General features: G+C 60.4%; 15 protein-coding genes. 10 read left to right on the forward strand and 5 right to left on the reverse strand.

All coding sequences use genetic code 11. From position 1 onward, the window contains the following. Positions 1-39 precede the first annotated feature (39 nt). Both JFT86_RS18890 and JFT86_RS18895 read left to right on the forward strand, forming a co-directional pair. Positions 40-1,083 (forward strand): YCF48-related protein, encoded by a 1,044-nt coding sequence (locus tag JFT86_RS18890; RefSeq protein ID WP_201237836.1) that lies wholly within the window; start codon positions 40-42, stop codon positions 1,081-1,083. After that, positions 1,080-3,464 carry an RND family transporter gene (locus tag JFT86_RS18895; RefSeq protein WP_201237837.1) on the forward strand — a complete coding sequence of 795 codons (2,385 nt, stop codon included), beginning with the start codon at positions 1,080-1,082 and terminating at the stop codon, positions 3,462-3,464. Before JFT86_RS18890 ends, JFT86_RS18895 begins: the two co-directional genes overlap by 4 nt. Positions 3,465-3,647: 183 nt before the next feature. On the opposite strand, the gene JFT86_RS18900 is transcribed toward JFT86_RS18895, so the two are convergent. After that, positions 3,648-4,367: a FadR/GntR family transcriptional regulator gene (locus JFT86_RS18900; protein WP_201237838.1), complete on the reverse strand. Its 720-nt coding sequence runs from the start codon at positions 4,365-4,367 to the stop codon at positions 3,648-3,650. Between the two features lie 212 nt (positions 4,368-4,579). Continuing rightward, positions 4,580-6,316 carry an IlvD/Edd family dehydratase gene (locus tag JFT86_RS18905; RefSeq protein WP_201237839.1) on the reverse strand — a complete coding sequence of 579 codons (1,737 nt, stop codon included), beginning with the start codon at positions 6,314-6,316 and terminating at the stop codon, positions 4,580-4,582. A gap of 193 nt (positions 6,317-6,509) precedes the next feature. Here JFT86_RS18905 and JFT86_RS18910 point away from each other — a divergent pair, with 193 nt between their 5' ends. From JFT86_RS18910 to JFT86_RS18945, 8 genes are all read left to right on the forward strand, one after another. Next, positions 6,510-7,832, forward strand: a complete 1,323-nt coding sequence (locus JFT86_RS18910; RefSeq protein WP_201237840.1) for an MFS transporter — start codon at positions 6,510-6,512, stop codon at positions 7,830-7,832. Between the two features lie 145 nt (positions 7,833-7,977). Beyond that, the gene (gene araD1, locus JFT86_RS18915) at positions 7,978-8,970 is read left to right on the forward strand and encodes an AraD1 family protein (protein ID WP_201237841.1); all 993 of its coding nucleotides are present in this window, start codon (positions 7,978-7,980) and stop codon (positions 8,968-8,970) included. 9 nt (positions 8,971-8,979) lie between these two features. Beyond that, a complete protein-coding gene (locus JFT86_RS18920; RefSeq protein WP_201237842.1) occupies positions 8,980-10,560 on the forward strand; it encodes an aldehyde dehydrogenase (NADP(+)) in 1,581 nt (526 codons plus the stop codon). A 164-nt stretch (positions 10,561-10,724) separates the two neighbouring features. Continuing rightward, positions 10,725-11,015, forward strand: a complete 291-nt coding sequence (locus tag JFT86_RS18925) for a DUF5629 family protein (protein WP_201237843.1) — start codon at positions 10,725-10,727, stop codon at positions 11,013-11,015. Beyond that, positions 11,002-12,177 (forward strand): lactonase family protein, encoded by a 1,176-nt coding sequence (locus tag JFT86_RS18930; protein WP_201237844.1) that lies wholly within the window; start codon positions 11,002-11,004, stop codon positions 12,175-12,177. The genes JFT86_RS18925 and JFT86_RS18930 overlap by 14 nt, the downstream gene beginning before the upstream one ends. A 156-nt stretch (positions 12,178-12,333) precedes the next feature. Beyond that, on the forward strand, positions 12,334-12,513 hold the full coding sequence (locus JFT86_RS18935) for a hypothetical protein (RefSeq protein ID WP_115989595.1): 180 nt from the start codon (positions 12,334-12,336) through the stop codon (positions 12,511-12,513). Positions 12,514-12,774: 261 nt separating this feature from the next. Further along, complete coding sequence (locus JFT86_RS18940; RefSeq protein ID WP_201237845.1) at positions 12,775-12,987, forward strand: hypothetical protein; 213 nt, start codon at positions 12,775-12,777, stop codon at positions 12,985-12,987. Then, complete coding sequence (locus JFT86_RS18945) at positions 12,984-13,241, forward strand: hypothetical protein (RefSeq protein WP_201237846.1); 258 nt, start codon at positions 12,984-12,986, stop codon at positions 13,239-13,241. Before JFT86_RS18940 ends, JFT86_RS18945 begins: the two co-directional genes overlap by 4 nt. 173 nt (positions 13,242-13,414) lie before the next feature. On the opposite strand, the gene JFT86_RS18950 is transcribed toward JFT86_RS18945, so the two are convergent. From JFT86_RS18950 to JFT86_RS18960, 3 genes are read right to left on the reverse strand one after another with little or no spacing between them, the layout of a single operon-like run. Continuing rightward, complete coding sequence (locus JFT86_RS18950; protein WP_201237847.1) at positions 13,415-13,999, reverse strand: glutathione S-transferase; 585 nt, start codon at positions 13,997-13,999, stop codon at positions 13,415-13,417. After that, positions 13,996-17,637, reverse strand: a complete 3,642-nt coding sequence (locus tag JFT86_RS18955; protein ID WP_201237848.1) for an AAA family ATPase — start codon at positions 17,635-17,637, stop codon at positions 13,996-13,998. Before JFT86_RS18955 ends, JFT86_RS18950 begins: the two co-directional genes overlap by 4 nt. Beyond that, positions 17,634-18,878, reverse strand: a complete 1,245-nt coding sequence (locus JFT86_RS18960; protein ID WP_201237849.1) for an exonuclease SbcCD subunit D C-terminal domain-containing protein — start codon at positions 18,876-18,878, stop codon at positions 17,634-17,636. Before JFT86_RS18960 ends, JFT86_RS18955 begins: the two co-directional genes overlap by 4 nt. Positions 18,879-18,934: the final 56 nt, after the last annotated feature.

Here is an 18,934-nt window from a genome sequence, read left to right on the forward strand (position 1 = left end):
AGGCCAGATGGCCTAACAATAATAAATAGGGGAAGGTCTATGAGTCGTTGCCGCCCGCCGGCGTTACGCAACACCGCGTTGCTGGCCACAGCACTCTCTCTGCTGGGCTTCGCCACGCTGTCGGCACCTGTGATCGCCGCCGAGGCCCCGGCCGACGTGGTGTACGCCACCGAATCCGCCAAAGCCACGAAAAGCCTGATTCTCGATGTTGTCCACGCCGGCACCCGGCTGGTGGCGGTCGGGGATCGCGGGCACATTGTCTATTCCGATGACCAGGGCAAGACCTGGACTCAAGCCAAGGTGCCGAGCCGGCAACTGCTCACGGCGGTGTATTTTGTCGACGACAAACACGGCTGGGCGGTCGGTCATGATGCGCAGATTCTCGCCAGCGAAGACGGCGGTCTGACCTGGACCAAGCAATTCGAAGACCTCAAACGTGAATCGCCGCTGCTCGACGTCTGGTTCAAGGACGTCAACAGCGGCCTCGCCGTGGGCGCGTACGGTGCATTGCTGGAAACCACCGACGGCGGCAAACACTGGGAAGACGTCAGTGACCGTCTCGACAACGAAGACCAGTTTCACCTCAATGCCATCGCGGCGGTGAAAGACGCCGGGCTGTTCATCGTCGGCGAATCCGGCAGCATGTTCCGCTCCGCCGACTGGGGCCAGACCTGGGAAAAACTCGAAGGCCCGTACGAAGGTTCGTTGTTCGGCGTGATCGGCACCGCGCAACCGCAGACCCTGCTTGCCTACGGCCTGCGCGGCAATCTTTACCGCTCCACCGATTTCGGCAGCACCTGGGAACAGGTTGAGTTGAAAGCCGCGCGCGGTGCACTGGAGTTCGGTCTGTCCGGCGCCACGCTGCTGGCGGATGGCTCCATCGTCATCGTCGGCAACGGCGGCTCGGTGATCAGCAGCAGCGACAATGGCGAAACCTTCAGCGTGTTCAACCGCCCGGATCGCATTTCGCTGTCCTCGGTCACGGCGGCGGGCGACGGCAATCTGATTCTGACCGGGCAGGGCGGTGTGCACACCACGTTGCCAAACGGCGCCGAGATCAATAATAAGAAGGCGGGGCTATGACTTCCTTGATCACTCCTCAGCAGGACAAGGCGACGTTCCTCGAACGTCTGATTTTCAACAACCGCCCGGCAGTGATTCTCATCTGTCTGGTGGTCAGCATTTTCCTGTTCTGGCAGGCCACGTTGATCCGGCCGTCGACCAGTTTCGAAAAAATGATCCCGCTCAAGCATCCGTTCATCGAGAAGATGATGGAGCACCGCAACGATCTGGCGAACCTGGGCAACACCGTGCGGATTTCGGTGGAAGCCACCGACGGCGACATCTTCTCCAAGGAGTACATGGAGACCCTGCGTCAGATCAACGACGAGGTTTTCTACATTTCTGGCGTCGACCGTTCCGGGCTGAAGTCGCTGTGGAGTCCGAGCGTACGCTGGACCGAAGTGACCGAAGAAGGTTTTGCCGGCGGCGAAGTGATTCCGCAGAGCTACAACGGCTCGCAGGACAGCCTCGATCTGCTGCGCAACAACGTGCTCAAGTCCGGCCAGGTCGGGCGTCTGGTGTCCAACGACTTCAAGTCGAGCATCGTCGACATTCCGCTGCTGGAGTCCTACCCGGACCCGGAAGACCAGGGCAAATTGCTCGCGCTGGACTACCGCAAGTTCTCCCATGAACTCGAAGACAAGATCCGCAACAAGTTCGAAGCGCAGAACCCCAACGTCAAGATCCACATTGTCGGTTTCGCCAAGAAAGTCGGCGACCTGATCGACGGTCTGGTGATGGTGGTGTTGTTCTTCGGCATCGCTTTCGTCATCACCCTGATCCTGCTGTTGTGGTTCACCAATTGCCTGCGCAGCACCATTGCGGTGTTGAGTACGACGCTGGTGGCGGTGGTCTGGCAACTCGGATTGATGCACTTTTTCGGTTTCGGGCTCGATCCGTATTCGATGCTGGTGCCGTTCCTGATCTTCGCCATCGGTATCTCCCACGGCGTGCAGAAGATCAACGGTATCGCCCTGCAGTCCAGCGAGGCGGATAACGCACTCACCGCTGCGCGCAGGACATTCCGGCAACTGTTCCTGCCGGGGATGATCGCGATTCTGGCGGACGCCGTCGGCTTTATCACGCTGCTGATCATCGACATCGGCGTGATCCGTGAACTGGCCATCGGCGCGTCCATCGGCGTGGCGGTGATCGTGTTCACCAACCTGATCCTGCTGCCGGTAGCGATTTCGTATGTCGGCATCAGCAAGCGTGCGATTGCCAGGAGCAAAAAAGACGCGAACCGCGAACATCCGTTCTGGCGTCTGCTGTCGAACTTCGCCAGCCCGAAAGTTGCCCCGGTCTCCATCGCGCTGGCGCTGATCGCCTTCGGTGGCGGCCTCTGGTACAGCCAGAACCTGAAAATCGGTGACCTCGACCAGGGCGCGCCGGAACTGCGTCCGGACTCGCGCTACAACAAGGACAACAACTTCATCATCAACAACTACTCGACCAGTTCCGACGTGCTGGTGGTGATGGTCAAGACCAAGGCCGAGGGTTGCTCACGCTACGAAGCCATGGCGCCGATCGATGAGCTGATGTGGAAGATGCAGAACACCGAGGGCGTGCAGTCGGCGATCTCGCTGGTGACCGTGTCCAAGCAGATGATCAAGGGCATGAACGAGGGCAACCTGAAATGGGAAACCCTGTCGCGCAACCCTGACGTGCTGAACAACTCGATTGCCCGCGCCGACGGTCTGTACAACAACAGTTGCTCGCTGGCGCCGGTGCTGGTGTTCCTCAACGATCACAAGGCCGAAACCCTCGATCGTGCGGTACATGCGGTGCAGGAATTCGCCAAGGACAACAACAAGGACGGACTGGAATTCATCCTCGCCGCCGGTAACGCCGGGATCGAAGCGGCCACCAACGAAGTCATCAAACAGGCTGAGTTGACCATCCTGATCCTGGTGTACATCTGCGTGGCGGTGATGTGCATGATCACCTTCCGTTCGTGGGCAGCGACCTTGTGCATCGTCCTGCCGCTGGTGCTGACCTCGGTACTCGGCAACGCACTGATGGCGTTCATGGGCATCGGCGTGAAAGTCGCAACCTTGCCAGTGGTGGCGCTGGGTGTAGGGATTGGCGTCGACTACGGCATCTACATCTACAGCCGTCTGGAAAGTTTCCTGCGCGCCGGGTTGCCGTTGCAGGAAGCCTATTACCAGACCCTGAAATCCACTGGTAAAGCAGTGCTGTTCACCGGTCTGTGCCTGGCTATCGGCGTGTGCACCTGGATCTTCTCGGCGATCAAGTTCCAGGCCGACATGGGCCTGATGCTGACCTTCATGCTGCTGTGGAACATGTTCGGTGCGCTGTGGCTGCTGCCGGCACTGGCCAAGTTCCTGATCAAACCGGAAAAGCTGGCGGGGCAGAAGGGCAACTCGCTGTTTGCTCACTGATCTGAGAATCTGAAACGACAAAGCCGCAACCTTCGGGTTGCGGCTTTTTTTATCCCACGAATTTCACACAATCCCCATGTAGGAGTGAGCCTGCTCGCGATAGCGGTATATCAGGTAAAGAATCGCTGACTGACACACCGCTATCGCGAGCAGGCTCACTCCTACATGGGGAATTGGGGTGTGTCAGGAGAGATCTGCGCCAAGCACAACACTCAGCGCACTCCGCGCATCATCCAGCTGCACCAACGTCGCATGCCGGGCACCCAGCGCATCACGGTTCTCGATAGCGGTGAGAATCGCCTTGTGCCGCGGCAACGCCAGCTCATGCAGGTTCGGCCGCTGATTCGAATGCTTCAACGCCTCGGCAATCGCTACCGAGAGCATGTTGCACAGGTTCGCCAGCAAATCGTTGTGCGTGGCATCGGCGATGCGGCTATGAAAATCCAGATCCGGTTGCAGCAGGGCTTCCGGCGTCGGCGCTGCTTCCATGCGCTGGTAGGCTTCGCCGATCAGGGCGATGTCGGCCTCGGTCGCGTGCTGAGCGGCGAGGGCGGCAGCCGCCGGTTCGATGATGCTGCGCACGCTGGTCAGGACATTGAAGAACTCGTTCTGCGGGCTGCTTTGCATCAGCCAGTGCAGCACGTCCGGGTCGAGCATGTGCCACTCGCGCCGAGCCTTGACCACCGTGCCAACACGCGGTTTCGAATACACCAGCCCCTTGGCCACCAGCACCCGCGTAGCTTCGCGCAGCACCGGCCGGCTGACCGCGTACTCCTCGCACAGCAAGGCTTCGGCGGGCAGTTTGTCATCGGGCAAAAAACGTCCGGAGACGATCTGCATGCCCAGTTCCTGGACGATGCGCGAGTGCATGCTTTTGCGGTCGGAGGGTTTGCGGTAATCCATGGGGAACGGCGCGATCCTGAGCGATGGAGATGCCGCGCATCATAGCAGGCACGACACAATCTTGAGGGAGTACACAAAACCAAATGTAGGAGTGAGCCTGCTCGCGATTGCGGTGTGTCAGTCGATAGAGGAGTCAACTGACAGATTGCTATCGCGAGCAGGCTCACTCCTACAGGGGATTGCATTCCAATGCAGGCTATGATGCTGGGCTGTCAGTGGGAGTGGCGGGGGACTTCGGCGCCTCGGCAACCAACGAGGAAGTCAAAGTCACAGCCCTGATCCGCCTGCAGCACATGCTCGATGTACAACTGACGATAACCGCCCACCAGCAACTGCTGCGGCGGTTGCAGATCGGCCATGCGCGCCGCCAGCTCGGCATCCGGAATGTCCAGATGCAAACGCCCACTGGCGCAATCCAGCTCGATCCAGTCGCCTTCCTTCACTGTCGCCAGAGGCCCGCCCGCCGCCGCCTCCGGGGCTACATGCAAAACCACCGTGCCGTACGCGGTGCCGCTCATCCGAGCATCGGAGATGCGCACCATGTCCGTCACACCCTGCGCCAACAGTTTGGCCGGCAGGCCCATGTTGCCGACTTCAGCCATGCCCGGATAACCCTTCGGCCCGCAGTTCTTCATCACCAGAATCGAATCTTTATCGACATCCAGTTCCGGGTCATTGATGCGCGCCTTGTACATGTCGAAGTTCTCGAACACCACCGCACGGCCGCGATGCTGCATCAGTTCCGGAGTAGCGGCGGACGGCTTGAGCACCGCACCGAGTGGCGCCAGGTTGCCGCGCAGCACACAGATGCCGCCGTCGGCGCGGATCGGGTTGTCGAGGGTGCGGATCACTTCATCCTCACCGTAGATCGGCGCGTCCTTGGTGTTCTCGCCGAGTGTCTTGCCGTTGACCGTCAGCGCATTCGGGTTGGGGATCAGATTGGCTTCACCGAGGCGGCGCAGCACCGCCGGCAAACCACCGGCGTAATAAAACTCTTCCATCAGGAAGCGCCCGGACGGTTGCAGGTCGACGATGGTCGGCATGCCGCGCCCGATGCGGGTCCAGTCGTCCAGATCCAGTTCGACACCGATGCGTCCGGCGATGGCTTTCAAGTGAATCACGGCGTTGGTCGAACCGCCGATGGCAGCGTTGACCCGAATGGCGTTTTCAAAGGCTTCCTTGGTGAGGATCTTCGACAGTTTCAAATCCTCGCGAACCATCTCCACGGCGCGCATGCCGGACATGTGCGCAAGCACATAACGCCGCGCATCCACCGCCGGAATCGCCGCGTTGTGGGGCAGGGAGGTGCCCAGTGCTTCGGCCATGCAGGCCATGGTCGACGCGGTGCCCATGGTGTTGCAGGTGCCCGCCGAACGCGACATGCCGCCCTCGGCTGCAAGGAAATCGTCGATGGTGATAGTGCCAGCCTTGACCTGTTCGCTGAGCTGCCAGACCACCGTGCCGGAGCCGATGTCCTTGCCTTTGTGCTTGCCGTTGAGCATCGGCCCGCCGGTGACGACGATGGCCGGCACGTCGCAACTGGCCGCACCCATCAGCAGCGCCGGAGTGGTTTTGTCGCAACCGGTCAGCAGTACCACGCCGTCAATCGGGTTGCCGCGAATTGCTTCTTCGACGTCCATGCTCGCCAGGTTGCGCGTGAGCATGGCGGTCGGGCGCAGGTTCGATTCGCCATTGGAGAACACCGGGAATTCCACCGGAAAACCACCGGCCTCGATCACCCCGCGTTTGACGTGCTCCGCGATCTGGCGGAAATGCGCGTTGCACGGGGTCAGTTCCGACCAGGTATTGCAGATGCCAATGATCGGCTTGCCATGAAACTGGTGGTCGGCGATGCCCTGATTCTTCATCCAGCTGCGGTACATGAAGCCGTTCTTGTCGGCCGTGCCGAACCATTGGGCGGAGCGCAGGGTGGGTTTCTTATCAGACATGATCGATTCTCTTATTGTATGACTATAGTGTTCGAGCTACGGCCTAACATAAGCGCAAAATCAGAGATTTGGAAGTGTTGTTGGGTAATTAGTATTACTATATAGTCGTTTTCGACGGAGGGATGGTCCTGGCGGTTTTCCGTGAGAGGCGTCCCCCGAGGTTCAATAAAAACAACAATCGGAGACCGATCTCATGAGCCAGGAACTGCGGCTTGTCCGGCGCATCACGCTGAAACTGATTCCCTTCCTGATCCTGCTGTACCTGATCGCCTATGTGGATCGCTCCGCCGTCGGCTTCGCCAAGCTGCACATGGGCGCCGACATCGGTATCGGCGATGCGGCCTACGGGCTCGGTGCCGGACTGTTTTTCATCGGCTACTTTCTCCTCGAAATCCCCAGCAACCTGATGCTCGAACGCTTCGGTGCGCGACGCTGGTTTGCCCGCATCATGATTACCTGGGGCGCCATCACCATCGGCATGGCATTCGTCCAGGGCCCGCACAGTTTCTACGTGATGCGCTTTCTGCTCGGCGCGGCGGAAGCGGGGTTCTTCCCCGGCGTTCTGTACTACATCACCCAATGGTTCCCGGTGCGCCATCGCGGCAAGATCCTTGGCCTGTTCATCCTCTCTCAACCGATCGCGATGATGATCACTGGCCCGGTGTCCGGCGGCTTGCTGGGCATGGACGGCATCCTTGGGCTGCACGGCTGGCAGTGGCTGTTCATCGTTATCGGCACCCCGGCGATCCTGCTGACCTGGCCGGTATTGCGCTGGTTGCCGGACGGTCCGCAACAAGTGAAATGGATGGATCAGGCCGAGAAGGACTGGCTGACCGGCGAACTGAAAAAGGATTTGCAGGCATACGGTCAGACCCGTCACGGCAATCCGCTGCATGCGCTGAAAGACAAACGCGTGTTGCTGCTGGCGCTGTTTTATTTGCCGGTGACGTTGAGTATTTATGGCTTGGGTCTGTGGTTGCCGACGCTGATCAAACAGTTCGGCGGCAGCGATCTGGTCACTGGGTTTGTCTCGTCGGTGCCGTACGTCTTCGGGATCATCGGCTTGCTGATCGTGCCTCGCAGTTCTGACCGCATGAATGATCGTTACGGGCATCTCGCGGTTCTTTATGTGCTGGGTGCGATTGGTCTGTTTCTCAGTACCTGGTTGTCGTTGCCTGTGGCGCAACTGGCGGCCCTGTGTCTGGTGGCGTTTGCGCTGTTCTCTTGCACGGCGGTGTTCTGGACGTTGCCGGGGCGTTTTTTTGCCGGCGCGAGTGCGGCGGCGGGGATTGCGTTGATCAACTCGGTGGGGAATCTGGGCGGGTACATCGGTCCATTCGTGATCGGTGCGTTGAAGGAGTACACCGGGAATCTGGCTTCAGGGCTGTACTTCCTCTCGGGGGTGATGGTTTTCGGCTTGATTCTCACAGGCATCGTCTACCGCGTGCTTGAGCGCAAACACGTCCTGCCGGTTGACCAGTTTGCCGCCAGTGCCCGTGGTGCCACCCGTACCTGACTGACCAACACCGGTCCCCTGTAGGCCTTCGCCTGCTCGCGATAGCGGTGTGTCAGCCGAAAAGTTGTCAACTGACACACCGCTATCGCGAGCAGGCTCACTCCTACAAGGATCTGCGGTGTTTCGAATAACACAGGAGAAAATCATGCATCTGGTTCAATTCGAATTAAGTAACGGCGAACGCCGCGTTGGCGTGGTCGATAACGGTCTGGTGCGCGAGGTGCAGGACGCGCGCAGCGTCCGCGATCTGGCGCTGGCCGCCATCGAGGCTGGCCACACGCTGGAGCAGCAAGTGCAAACCCTAGGCCTCGGCTTCAGCCATGACTACGCCGAACTGCTCGCGCAACTGCGCATCCTGCCGCCGCTCGATCATCCGGACCCGGCGCACACACTGGTCAGTGGCACCGGTCTGACGCATCTGGGCAGCGCCTCGGCGCGAGACAAAATGCACCAGCAAGCGGGCGACGAAGCGACAATGACCGACACCATGCGCATCTTCAAATGGGGCGTGGAGGGCGGCAAACCAGCGGCGGGGCAGGCCGGCGTGCAGCCGGAATGGTTCTACAAGGGCGACGGCAGTATTGTCGTGCGCCCGGGTCAACCGTTCCCGTTGCCTCCGTTTGCCGAAGACGCCGGCGAAGAACCGGAGATGGCCGGCCTCTACGTCATCGGTCATGACGGTAAGCCGTATCGGCTGGGCTTCGCGGTCGGCAATGAGTTCTCCGACCACATCATGGAACGCAAGAATTACCTGTACCTGGCCCACTCGAAATTGCGCAGTTGCAGTTATGGCCCGGAACTTCGCGTCGGCGAACTGCCTCAACACCTTGCGGGCAGCAGTCGCATTCTGCGCGACGGCGAAGTGCTGTGGCAGAACGAGTTTCTCAGTGGCGAGGCGAACATGTGCCACAGCCTCGCCAACCTCGAATACCACCACTTCAAGTACAGCCAGTTCCTACGCCCGGGCGACGTGCACATTCACTTCTTCGGCACCGCGACCTTGTCGTTCGCCGACGGCATCCGCACGCAACCGGGCGATGTATTCGAGATCAGCCAGGCCGAATTCGGCGCACCGCTGGTCAATGGCATCGTCCCGGTTGCAGCGACTTTTGAACCGGACAGCATCGGCACCCTTTAAGGAGATCCCATGACTCAGATTCTCGGTCACAACTACATTGGCGAGCAGCGCAGCGCCGCCGGTAACGTCAAGCTGCAAAGCGTCGACGCCACCACTGGCGAGCCATTGCCGCACGACTTCATTCAGGCCACCGAGCAGGAAGTAGACGCCGCTGCCAAAGCCGCCGCTGCCGCGTACCCGGCTTATCGCAGCCTCAGTGCCGAACGTCGCGCGCAGTTTCTCGATGCGATCGCCGATGAACTGGACGCACTCGGCGATGACTTCGTTGCTGTGGTCTGCCGCGAAACCGCGTTGCCGGCTGGTCGTATCCAGGGTGAGCGCGGGCGCACCAGCGGGCAGATGCGCCTGTTCGCCAAAGTGCTGCGTCGTGGTGATTTTTATGGGGCGCGGATTGATCTGCCGTTGCCGGATCGTCAGCCAATGCCGCGGCCCGCTCTGCGTCAGTACCGCATCGGCCTCGGCCCGGTGGCGGTGTTCGGCGCCAGCAACTTCCCGTTGGCATTTTCCACTGCTGGCGGTGACACCGCGTCGGCGCTGGCCGCCGGTTGCCCGGTGGTGTTCAAGGCGCACAGCGGTCATATGGCCACGGCTGAACTGGTCGCCGACGCACTGATTCGCGCAGCGGAAAAGACCGCCATGCCGGCCGGCGTGTTCAACATGATCTATGGCGGCGGCGTCGGCGAATGGCTGGTCAAGCATCCGGCGATCCAGGCTGTCGGTTTCACCGGTTCGCTCAAGGGCGGTCGTGCCCTGTGCGACATGGCCGCTGCGCGTGCGCAACCGATCCCGGTGTTCGCCGAGATGTCGAGCATCAATCCGGTGATCGTTCTGCCGCAGGCACTGGCGGCGCGTTCGGAAAGCGTTGCCCGCGACCTCACCGCGTCGGTGGTGCAGGGTTGCGGTCAGTTCTGTACCAATCCGGGCCTGGTCATCGGCATCCGCTCGCCGCAGTTCAGCGCTTTCGTGCAGCAGGTAACCGGGCTGATCGGCGATCAACCGGCGCAAACCATGCTCAATGCCGGCACCCTCGGCAGCTACGGCAAAGGCTTGCAGAAACTCCTCGCGCACCCGGGCATTGAGCATCTGGCGGGCAATCCACAGCAGGGCAATCAGGCGCAGCCGCAGTTGTTCAAGGCCGATGCAAGCCTGTTGATCAATGGCGATGAAGTGCTGCAGGAAGAAGTGTTTGGCCCGACCACGGTGATTGTCGAAGTGGCGGACAAGGCGCAACTCAGCGCGGCGTTGCTGGGGCTGCATGGCCAACTCACGGCGACGATTATCGGTGAGCAGGCGGACTTCGAACGCTTCCCTGAACTGACGCCGCTGCTGGAACAGAAGGTTGGGCGGATCCTGCTCAACGGCTATCCGACTGGCGTCGAAGTGTGCGATTCGATGGTACACGGCGGGCCGTATCCAGCGACGTCCGATGCCCGTGGCACCTCCGTCGGTACGCTCGCCATCGATCGCTTCCTGCGTCCGGTGTGCTTCCAGAACTACCCGGACAGCTTGTTGCCCGAGCCCCTGAAGAATGCCAACCCGTTGCGCATCCAGCGACTGGTGGACGGCAAGCCCAGCCGCGAAGCCCTCTGACACCACACCATTCTCTGTAGGAGTGAGCCTGCTCGCGATAGCGGTTTCACATTTAATCCATCTGCTCAATGACACACCGCCATCGCGAGCAGGCTCACTCCTACAGGGGCCGGGTGTGACAATGAGCTATCATTGCCGGTTTCCCCCTGAAAGACTTGATTGCCATGACAACCCAAACCCTTCTCGACGCCCTCGAACACTGCGGTATGGTCGAAATCGACGGCCTGCACGCCTTTGAATTCTCCCTCGACGAAGACGACAACCTGCACATCGAATGCATGGATGGCCGGGCGGCCAAGCATTGGGAATTCACGCCGGTACAGGTCGCAGCAGCAACCTATGATAACGACCGGCAGAGCTGGTTGATCGTTGATGATTCCGGCGAGCACCGCTTGGTCTGCAGCGAAGCCTTCAGCGGCAGCGACGACGAGGATGACACTGATGAAAATGCGTAAATTCTGGCCGCTGCTGATGGCCGGCAGCGTTGGTGCAATGGGCCTTTCCACTGCATCCGCAGAAAATTTCCAGCTGCTGGTTGGCTCCTACACCGCAGGCACCAGCCAGGGCATCTATCGAATGAACTTCGACAGCGCCACCGGCCAGATCGCGGCCAAGCCGCTGCAAGAGGTCAAGAGTGAAAACCCGTCGTGGCTGACGCTCTCCAAAGACCAGAAACGTCTGTTCGTGGTCAATGAAAACGGCCCCGGTCAGAAAGACCCGGTCGGTCGCGTCAGCAGTTACTCAATCGATCCGAAAACCCACGAGCTGAGCCTGATCAATCAAGTGCAAAGCCTGGGCAACGAGCCGACCCATTCGAGCCTCAGCGCTGACGCCAGCCACCTGTTCGTCAGCAACTATTCGGTGATGGAAGATCCGGGTGGAACCCTGGCGGTGTTGCCGGTCGGTGCCGACGGCAAGCTCAAACCCGTTGTGCAGATGAGCGCGCACCCGGCGAGCCGGGTCAATCCCGAGCGTCAGGCCTCGAACCACGTGCACTCGACGGTTTCCTCGCCGGACGGCCGCTACGTGTTTTCCAATGACCTGGGGGCGGACAAGGTCTTCATCTACAAATTCGATCCAGAAGCCAACCCTGATCTGCCGCTGACTCCGGCGAAAACCGCTTCCGTGGCGATGCCTGCCGGCAGCGGTCCGCGTCATCTGCTGTTCAGCGCTGACGGCAAGCATGCCTGGCTGACCATGGAAATGAGCGCGCAGGTCGCCGTGTTCGATTACAACGACGGCGTGCTGACCCAGACGCAACTGGTCGATCTGGCCGCCGGCCAACCAACGTCGGACAAGGCCGGGGCTGCGCTGCATGCGTCGGCGGACGGCAAATTTCTCTACGTCAGCAACCGTGGCACCGCTAATCAACTGGTGGTGTTCAGCATCGATCCGGCGACCGCTCAGCTCAAAGAGCTGCAAAAGCGTTCGGTGGAAGGTGATCACCCGCGTGAGTTCAGCCTCGATCCAAGTGGCAAATTCCTGCTGATCGCCAATCAGAAGAGCAACGAAATTGTCGTCGTCGAACGCGATGGCAAGACCGGTCTGCTCGGCAAAACCGTGCAGAAGCTGCCGATGGACGCCCCGAGCGACCTCAAGTTTCTAGTGCGACAATAAGCCACAGGCCCCGGTTTACGGGGCCTGTCTCTTTGTATTAATCGCGCTGATATCCGGTAATGCTACAAAGCATTTCAAGCGATCAACCCTCGAGCGTTAAGTTTGCTCCACGGCCCAACCGGGCAAGCAAGCCAACCGAACACGAGGGTTACCGCCATGAACTTCAATCTCTTCTCCGTTATCGCCGCTTCCGCCATCTCCGCCACCGTTGCGCTGCCAGCCAGTGCCAACGTTGAAATCGCCGGCAAAAAATCCCACACCCAGAGCTACACCCAGAAATACCTGCAACAGAGCGCCAACTTCTACGCCGCCCTGGATCACAAAGCCCAACACTGAAATTCCCGCCTCGCGCGACTCCCTGTAGGAGCTGCCGAAGGCTGCGATCTTTTGATTTTAAACGTCAAAAGATCGCAGCCTTCGGCAGCTCCTACACGTATGTGTGCGCGAAAAATTTGCGTGTCATAGGTTTTATCAAACGCCGAAATAGAGTCGCTAAATAATCAACGAAGCTGATGGTTACTATGGGAAACGCTGAGTGGTTAGGGCGGTTTTTTTGATTGATCCTGTGGGCACTGAAACATGCCTACGGAGAACACCATGGCCAGCGCAATCATCTCTTCTGCCAAATTCGGCGCCTACCTGGCCATCGGTCTTTACCTGGCTCTGGTGCTGGTCGTCAGCATCGCCTCGCAGATGGAGCACACCTTCGAAGCACCGATTCAAGTCGCCCACCCCGGCGTCCAGTTCGAACTGCGCTCGCAAAGCGTGATGGTCGATCGGGCTGAACTCGCAGGAGTCGGCGGAGCATGAAAGGCTACAGACTCTGGGTTATTGCGGTGCTTGCGTTCATGACCAATGGCGCTTCGCTGCTGGGGATAGGGCAGGGCTCGGTGGGTGGTCTGGCCCGGGCCATAGAGGCCAATCACACCATCGCGCACAACATCGAGCGGGCGAATGCGCTGGGGCTGATGGCGGGTAATCCGCCGGCGAAGGTCTCGGCCGATTTTCTCGGACCGTTTGAAGTGGATTGCATGGCGCTCGGCATGTGCGATGCACTGGCGTAGACAACGCGATCCATTGTGGCGAGGGAGCTTGCTCCCGCTGGGTTGCGAAGCAGCCCCAAATCCAGCAAATACAGTATTGCTGATATACCGAATCCAATGGTTTTGCGACTGCTGCGCAGCCGAGCGGGAGCAAGCTCCCTCGCCACAGGTGCTGTGTGATGCCGGGTTTAGAGCTATTTCTTCATTATCGAGGTGAAGAGCTCGGATTCGAGGAAGCGCTGCAACCAGGTCTGCAGGCGAACATAAGGCGTCTGCGCAAACCACTCGCGATCAACATGCGCGAACTGGCGTACGAACGGCAGCAGGGCGATATCCGCCAGGCTCGGATGATCAGCCAGCAAGTAATCGCGATCCTTCAGCAGTTCTTCCAGTCTCCGCAAATACACCGCACCCTCGGCCCGATAAACCTCCATCGGTTGTTCTGGATATCGCTCGGCATATTTATAGCGATTCAACTGCACCTTGAACCCCTGATCATTCGCGTCGATCAACTCGGCAATCCGTGAGTCACCGCCAAGCAACCAATCTTGCGGATCATTCTGCGCCAGCGCCCAGCGCATGATCTCCAGACTCTCATCAATCACCCTCCCACCGGCATCCAGCACCGGCACCGTGCCTTTCGGTGAGATCTCCAGCATCTCGGCCGGTTTCGCCTTGAGGCTGACTTCGACAATGTTCACCGGTACGCCCGAATAGCGCAGCGCCATCCGCGCACGCATCGCGTACGGGCAGCGGCGGAAGGAATACAGCGTATTCATTTCACCTCCAATGTGCTCAAACCATTGCCCTGACGCTGCACCTGAATCTGCACCGGAATCCGCTCGTGCATTTCCTGTACGTGGGAAATCACCGCGACTTTGCGGCCCTGCGCCTGCAAGCCATCGAGGGCGTCCATCGCCAGTTGCAGCGACTCCGGATCGAGGCTGCCGAAGCCTTCGTCGATGAACAGCGATTCGATCTTCAGCGTGCTCGACGCCATCGATGCCAGCCCCAGCGCCAACGCCAGCGACACCAGGAAGGTTTCACCGCCGGACAGCGAATGCACCGAGCGCAGTTCGTCGCCCATTTCCGTGTCCATCACCAACAGGCCCAACATGCTGCCGCCGCGTTTCAGGCGATAGCGCTTGACCAGTTGGCGCAGTTGCACGTTGGCGTGGTGCACCAGCAAATCGAGGTTATACGCCTGGGCGATCTTGCGGAACGTGTCGCCAGTCGCCGAACCGATCAACGCACTCAGGCGCGCCCAGCGCTGGTACTCGGCATAGGCGTCGGCGATCTGCTGCGCCAATGCCTGATTGGCGTTTTGTCGGCGCTGGTCTTCGGCCTGTTCGGCGCGCAATTCGGCGCATTGCTGTTCACTGAGGTTGAACTGGTTTTGCAGGTCGGCGAGAGCGCTGGCCAGTTGTTCGGCGTCGAGATTGCCGTTGTGCTGGGCCTGATGATCGAGCAAGCGCTGGTCGCGTTCCTGCAACAAGACATTGGCCTGCTCAATGGCTTTTTCATTGAGCTGCAAGCGCTGGCGCAGTTCAGCAACTTGCTCATCGTCGACGCGCAACAGGTCTTCGAGGCCGCCGTCGTCCAGTTCCGGATGACGGGCGCGCCAGTCGGCAATCTTGCCGGCCAGATCCCGGTCTTCACTGTCCAGCGCCTGCAAGCGTTCCTGCTGCGCCTTGAGTTCAGCGGCGATCTGCACACGTTGCGTGCGCACGTTTTGCAGTTCCTGAGCCGTAGCGGTTTCGGCGTTGCGAGCCTGCTCCACGGCATGCTCCAGTTGCTCCTGCCAGTGCTCGGCGCTGCGGTGTTCACCGAGCAGTTGCGCGAGCTTTTCCTGACAGGCCCGCTGTTGCTCGGCCAGCGCATTGAACTGCTGCTCGGCGGTTTGCGACTGTTGCACGCGGCTCTGCTGCCGATCCTGTTCTTTCTCCAGCACTTGCTGACGTTGTTGCTGTTCGGCCAATTCGTCCTTTTGCTGATCGACTTGCTCAAGGCGCTCGGCGATCTGTCGATCCAGTTGCATGAACGTCGCCGCTGGCTCGACACGCAAGGCCTCAAGTGTGTCCGCCGGCAGCAGACTGGCGAACGCGGTGAGTTCTTCATCAAGCCGCTGCCGGTCGTTGTTCAACTCGCGCTGCTGGTTGCTCAAATGCTGCGCGGCTTGCTGATGCGCGGTTTCGGCCTGACGCAGTTGCTGGGTCAGGCGCGCCGCATCTTGTTGCAGCGTCAGCAAGGTGTTCTGGCGTTGTTCGTCCTGAGTGATGCTCAGGTTCAGTTGATCGTTTTGCCGGGTCAGCCAGGCATCGCGTTTGTCCGCGTCGTGATTGAACAATTGCGCGCTCAGCGGATGCGCGTCGAGACTCGGCGCCAGCGCGTGCTGCTGGGTAGCCAGCTGTTCCTGCTGTTGCAGCAGTTCTTTCTGCTGAGCAATAACGCCAACGACTTCGGCGCGCAGCTCTGTGAGTTTTTCCTTGAGCTGATCGACCACTCGCTGCGCGTTGGCCTGCTCGCTTTCATCGTGTTTGCCGAGGCTTTGCAACAGCGCCTCGGGCTGGTGGTACGGATGTTCGCTGCTGCCGCAGACCGGGCACGGCTGGTCGTCCTGCAACTGTGCGCGCAGTTCCTCGACACTGGCACTGCGCGCCAGACGCTGACGCTCAAGCAGCTCGCGGGTGACGTTGAGGGTTTGTTCAGCGACGGTCAGTTCAGCCTTGGTTTTAACCCCGTCCTGAGTCAGACGCTCGCGCTCCTGCTGAGCGCTGAGCTGACGCTCTTGCAGCTCGGTGCCGCGTTTGTCCAGATCCTGTTGGCTGGCCCACAGGCGCGAAAGGTCTTCGATGGCGCGCAACTGTTTGCGGTTGTCCTGCAACAGATTGCCGAGGATGCCGATCTGCTCGGCCACGGCATCCGGCTCGGCGCCAGCTTCTTTGAACAACACTTCCAGCTGCTGCTTTTGTGTCGCAAATGCATCGGCGCTGCGAGTGGCATTTTCTTCAAGCGAGGCCAGCTCGGCCTGGCCTTTGTTCAGGCGATTGCCAATCAGCATCAGTTGTTGCAGGCGATCGCGGTAGGCATTCCACGCATCGCTCAACGGTGCCAGATGAGCGCTTTGCTCAAGTCCGGCGGCGATCTGTTGCAGGCGTTCGGCGACCTGGGTCTGCTTGTCCAGCAAGGCTTGAATCGTCTGCTGACCTTCATTGCAGGCCTGTTCTGCTTTCTGCTTCGCTTCAGCGCTGAGGGCGGCGTCTTTGGCCAAACGGGCGAGGGTGCTTTGCTCTTCAAAGGCCTGACGCAACAGCGGCGCACTTGCGTTGTGCTGTTGCTGGGCGCCGCTCAGGGCGACTTTCGCGGCGTCGAGATTTTGCTCCAGAAGGGTCTGGCGCTCGGTCAGCTCGGCGTGTTGCTGTGTGTGCGCGGCAATCTGTGCGGCCAGCGGCGTCAACAGTGCATCGAGCTCGGTTTTGCGGGCGAACTGATGCCGCTGCGGGCCAAGCTGCTCCAGGCGTGTGAGTTTTACCCGCTCGCCGGCCAGACTTTCCCACTGCTGCCGGGCGCTGTGCAGTTGCTCGGCCGCCGCTTGCTGTGCGTCCTGCAACTGGCGCAAATCCTTGAGCCAACTGTGCTGTTGTTCAAGCTGCTTGAGCTGCGCCTGCTGCAACTTCATCTGCTGCTGCGCGGCGTTGAAACGCTCGTCCAGCTCAGCGCGGGCTTCGGGTGCCAGCGGGGTAACGCCGGTGGCCTGATCCTGCAACAGCTTGTGCGCCTCGCGGGCCTCTTTGGTCTTGTCGAACGCGCGGCGACCGAGACGGGTGTACAACGCGGTGTCGGTGAGTTTTTCCAGCAATTCGCTGCGGTCGTTGTCGTCCGCTTTCAGGAATGCACTGAACTCACTCTGCGCCAACAGCACGGCGCGGGTGAACTGCTCGAAGTTCAAGCCCAGCGCGGCTTCCAGTTGCGTCTTGTATTCGCCTTTCTGGCTGGCGAGCAGTTGATCCTGATCGATATCGCGCAGGCTCTGCCGGCTGACCTGCAACTTGCCGCCAGCCTTTTCCCGAGCGCGATTGGCTTCCCAACGCGCACGATAGCGACGGCCGTCGACGCCGACGAAGTCGACTTCGGCATAGCCTTCGCCAGTGCCACGTCGCAGCAAGGTGCGCGGGTCGCCTGTGGCGATTTCGCCGTCGGCATCCGGGACTTTGGCATCGCGGCCGGTGTTGTTCAGGCGTGGAACCGCGCCGAACAGCGCCAGGCACAAGGCATCGAGCAGGGTGCTTTTACCGGCGCCGGTCGGTCCGGTAATCGCGAACAGGCCAGCGCTGGCCAGCGGCTCGGCGGTGAAGTCGATCTCGAACGGACCCGCCAGCGAAGCGAGGTTCTTCAAGCGAATGGCGAGAATCTTCATGGCTGCTCGCCCTCCATTTGCACGTCTTGCAGCAGTTCGGCGAAGTCCTTGAGCGTCTGTTCATCGACTTCATTGCCGTAATTGTCGAGCCAGGCGCGGCTGAACAATTCCTGCGGGGTGAGTTGGTCCAGTTCGATCAACACGGTGCCGTCCTCCACGCCGTCAGCGCCTCGGTTACCGGCGTATTCGGCAGCGATGCGCACCAGTCGCACGGCTTTGCCTTGCAGGGCGGTTTCCACTTGATGGCGCAGATCCGGCTGCGGCTCGTCGAGGGTTACGCGCACTTCCAGCCACGGTTGACGCTGGGTTTCGGCGAGCAGATCAATGTTCGGCAGGTCCGCCAGTTGCAGCAGAATCTCGGCCAGCGGTGCCGGGCCGATGCGCTGCAGGTTGACCGATCGCGGGATCAGTTTCGGCTCGACGCTGACCAGGGTTTCACCCTCCAGGACGACGTCGAGAATCTGATGCTGATAGCCAATCTCCGAGAACGACAACGGGATCGGCGAACCGCTGTAGCGGATGCGTTCTTCACCGTTGACCTTCTGCGGCTTGTGCAAATGTCCGAGGGCGACGTAGCTGATGCTCGGCCCGAACAGACTGGCGGGCAGCGCCTCGGCGTTGCCGATGATCAGGCTGCGCTCGGAGTCCTCCGAGACCGAACCGCCGGCCATGTGCGCGTGGCTGATAGCGATCAGCGCCTGACCCGGCTTGCGCTTGGCATTCGCCGCTTCGATCAGCCATTCATGCACTTGACCGATGCCGCGCAAATAGTTGTCGCCCAGATGCGCCCCCGTCACTTCCGCCGGGCGCAGGAACGGCAGCGCCAGGCACCACGCAGCGATTTCCCCTGACGCGTCCGGCAATGGCAGCAGCAGACGTTCGGAGTCGAGTTGGCCGTCATCCAGCCACAACACTCGACCCAGCGCATGGGTGCGCAAACGCCGCATCAACGGCGCAGGCAGTTCGATCCGCGAGCCGGAATCGTGGTTGCCGGCGATCATCACGATGGTCAGCAACGGCTGCTGCTCGTGGGCGCTGACGATGAAATCGTAGAGGCGTTCCTGAGCTTTGACCGGTGGATTGACCGTATCGAAGATGTCCCCGGCAATCAGCAGCACATCCGGCTGCGCCAGTTGCAGTTGGCGCAGCAGCCATTCGAGGAAGCACGCATGCTCGAAATCGCGCTCCTGGCCGTGCAGGTTTTGCCCAAGGTGCCAGTCGGAGGTGTGAAACAGACGCAAGGCGGACTCCGCAACAATTAAAGAGGTGACGGCCGCATGGAAATGAAGGGCGGCGA

The organism is Pseudomonas sp. TH06 (assembly GCF_016651305.1).
Lineage (GTDB): Bacteria > Pseudomonadota > Gammaproteobacteria > Pseudomonadales > Pseudomonadaceae > Aquipseudomonas.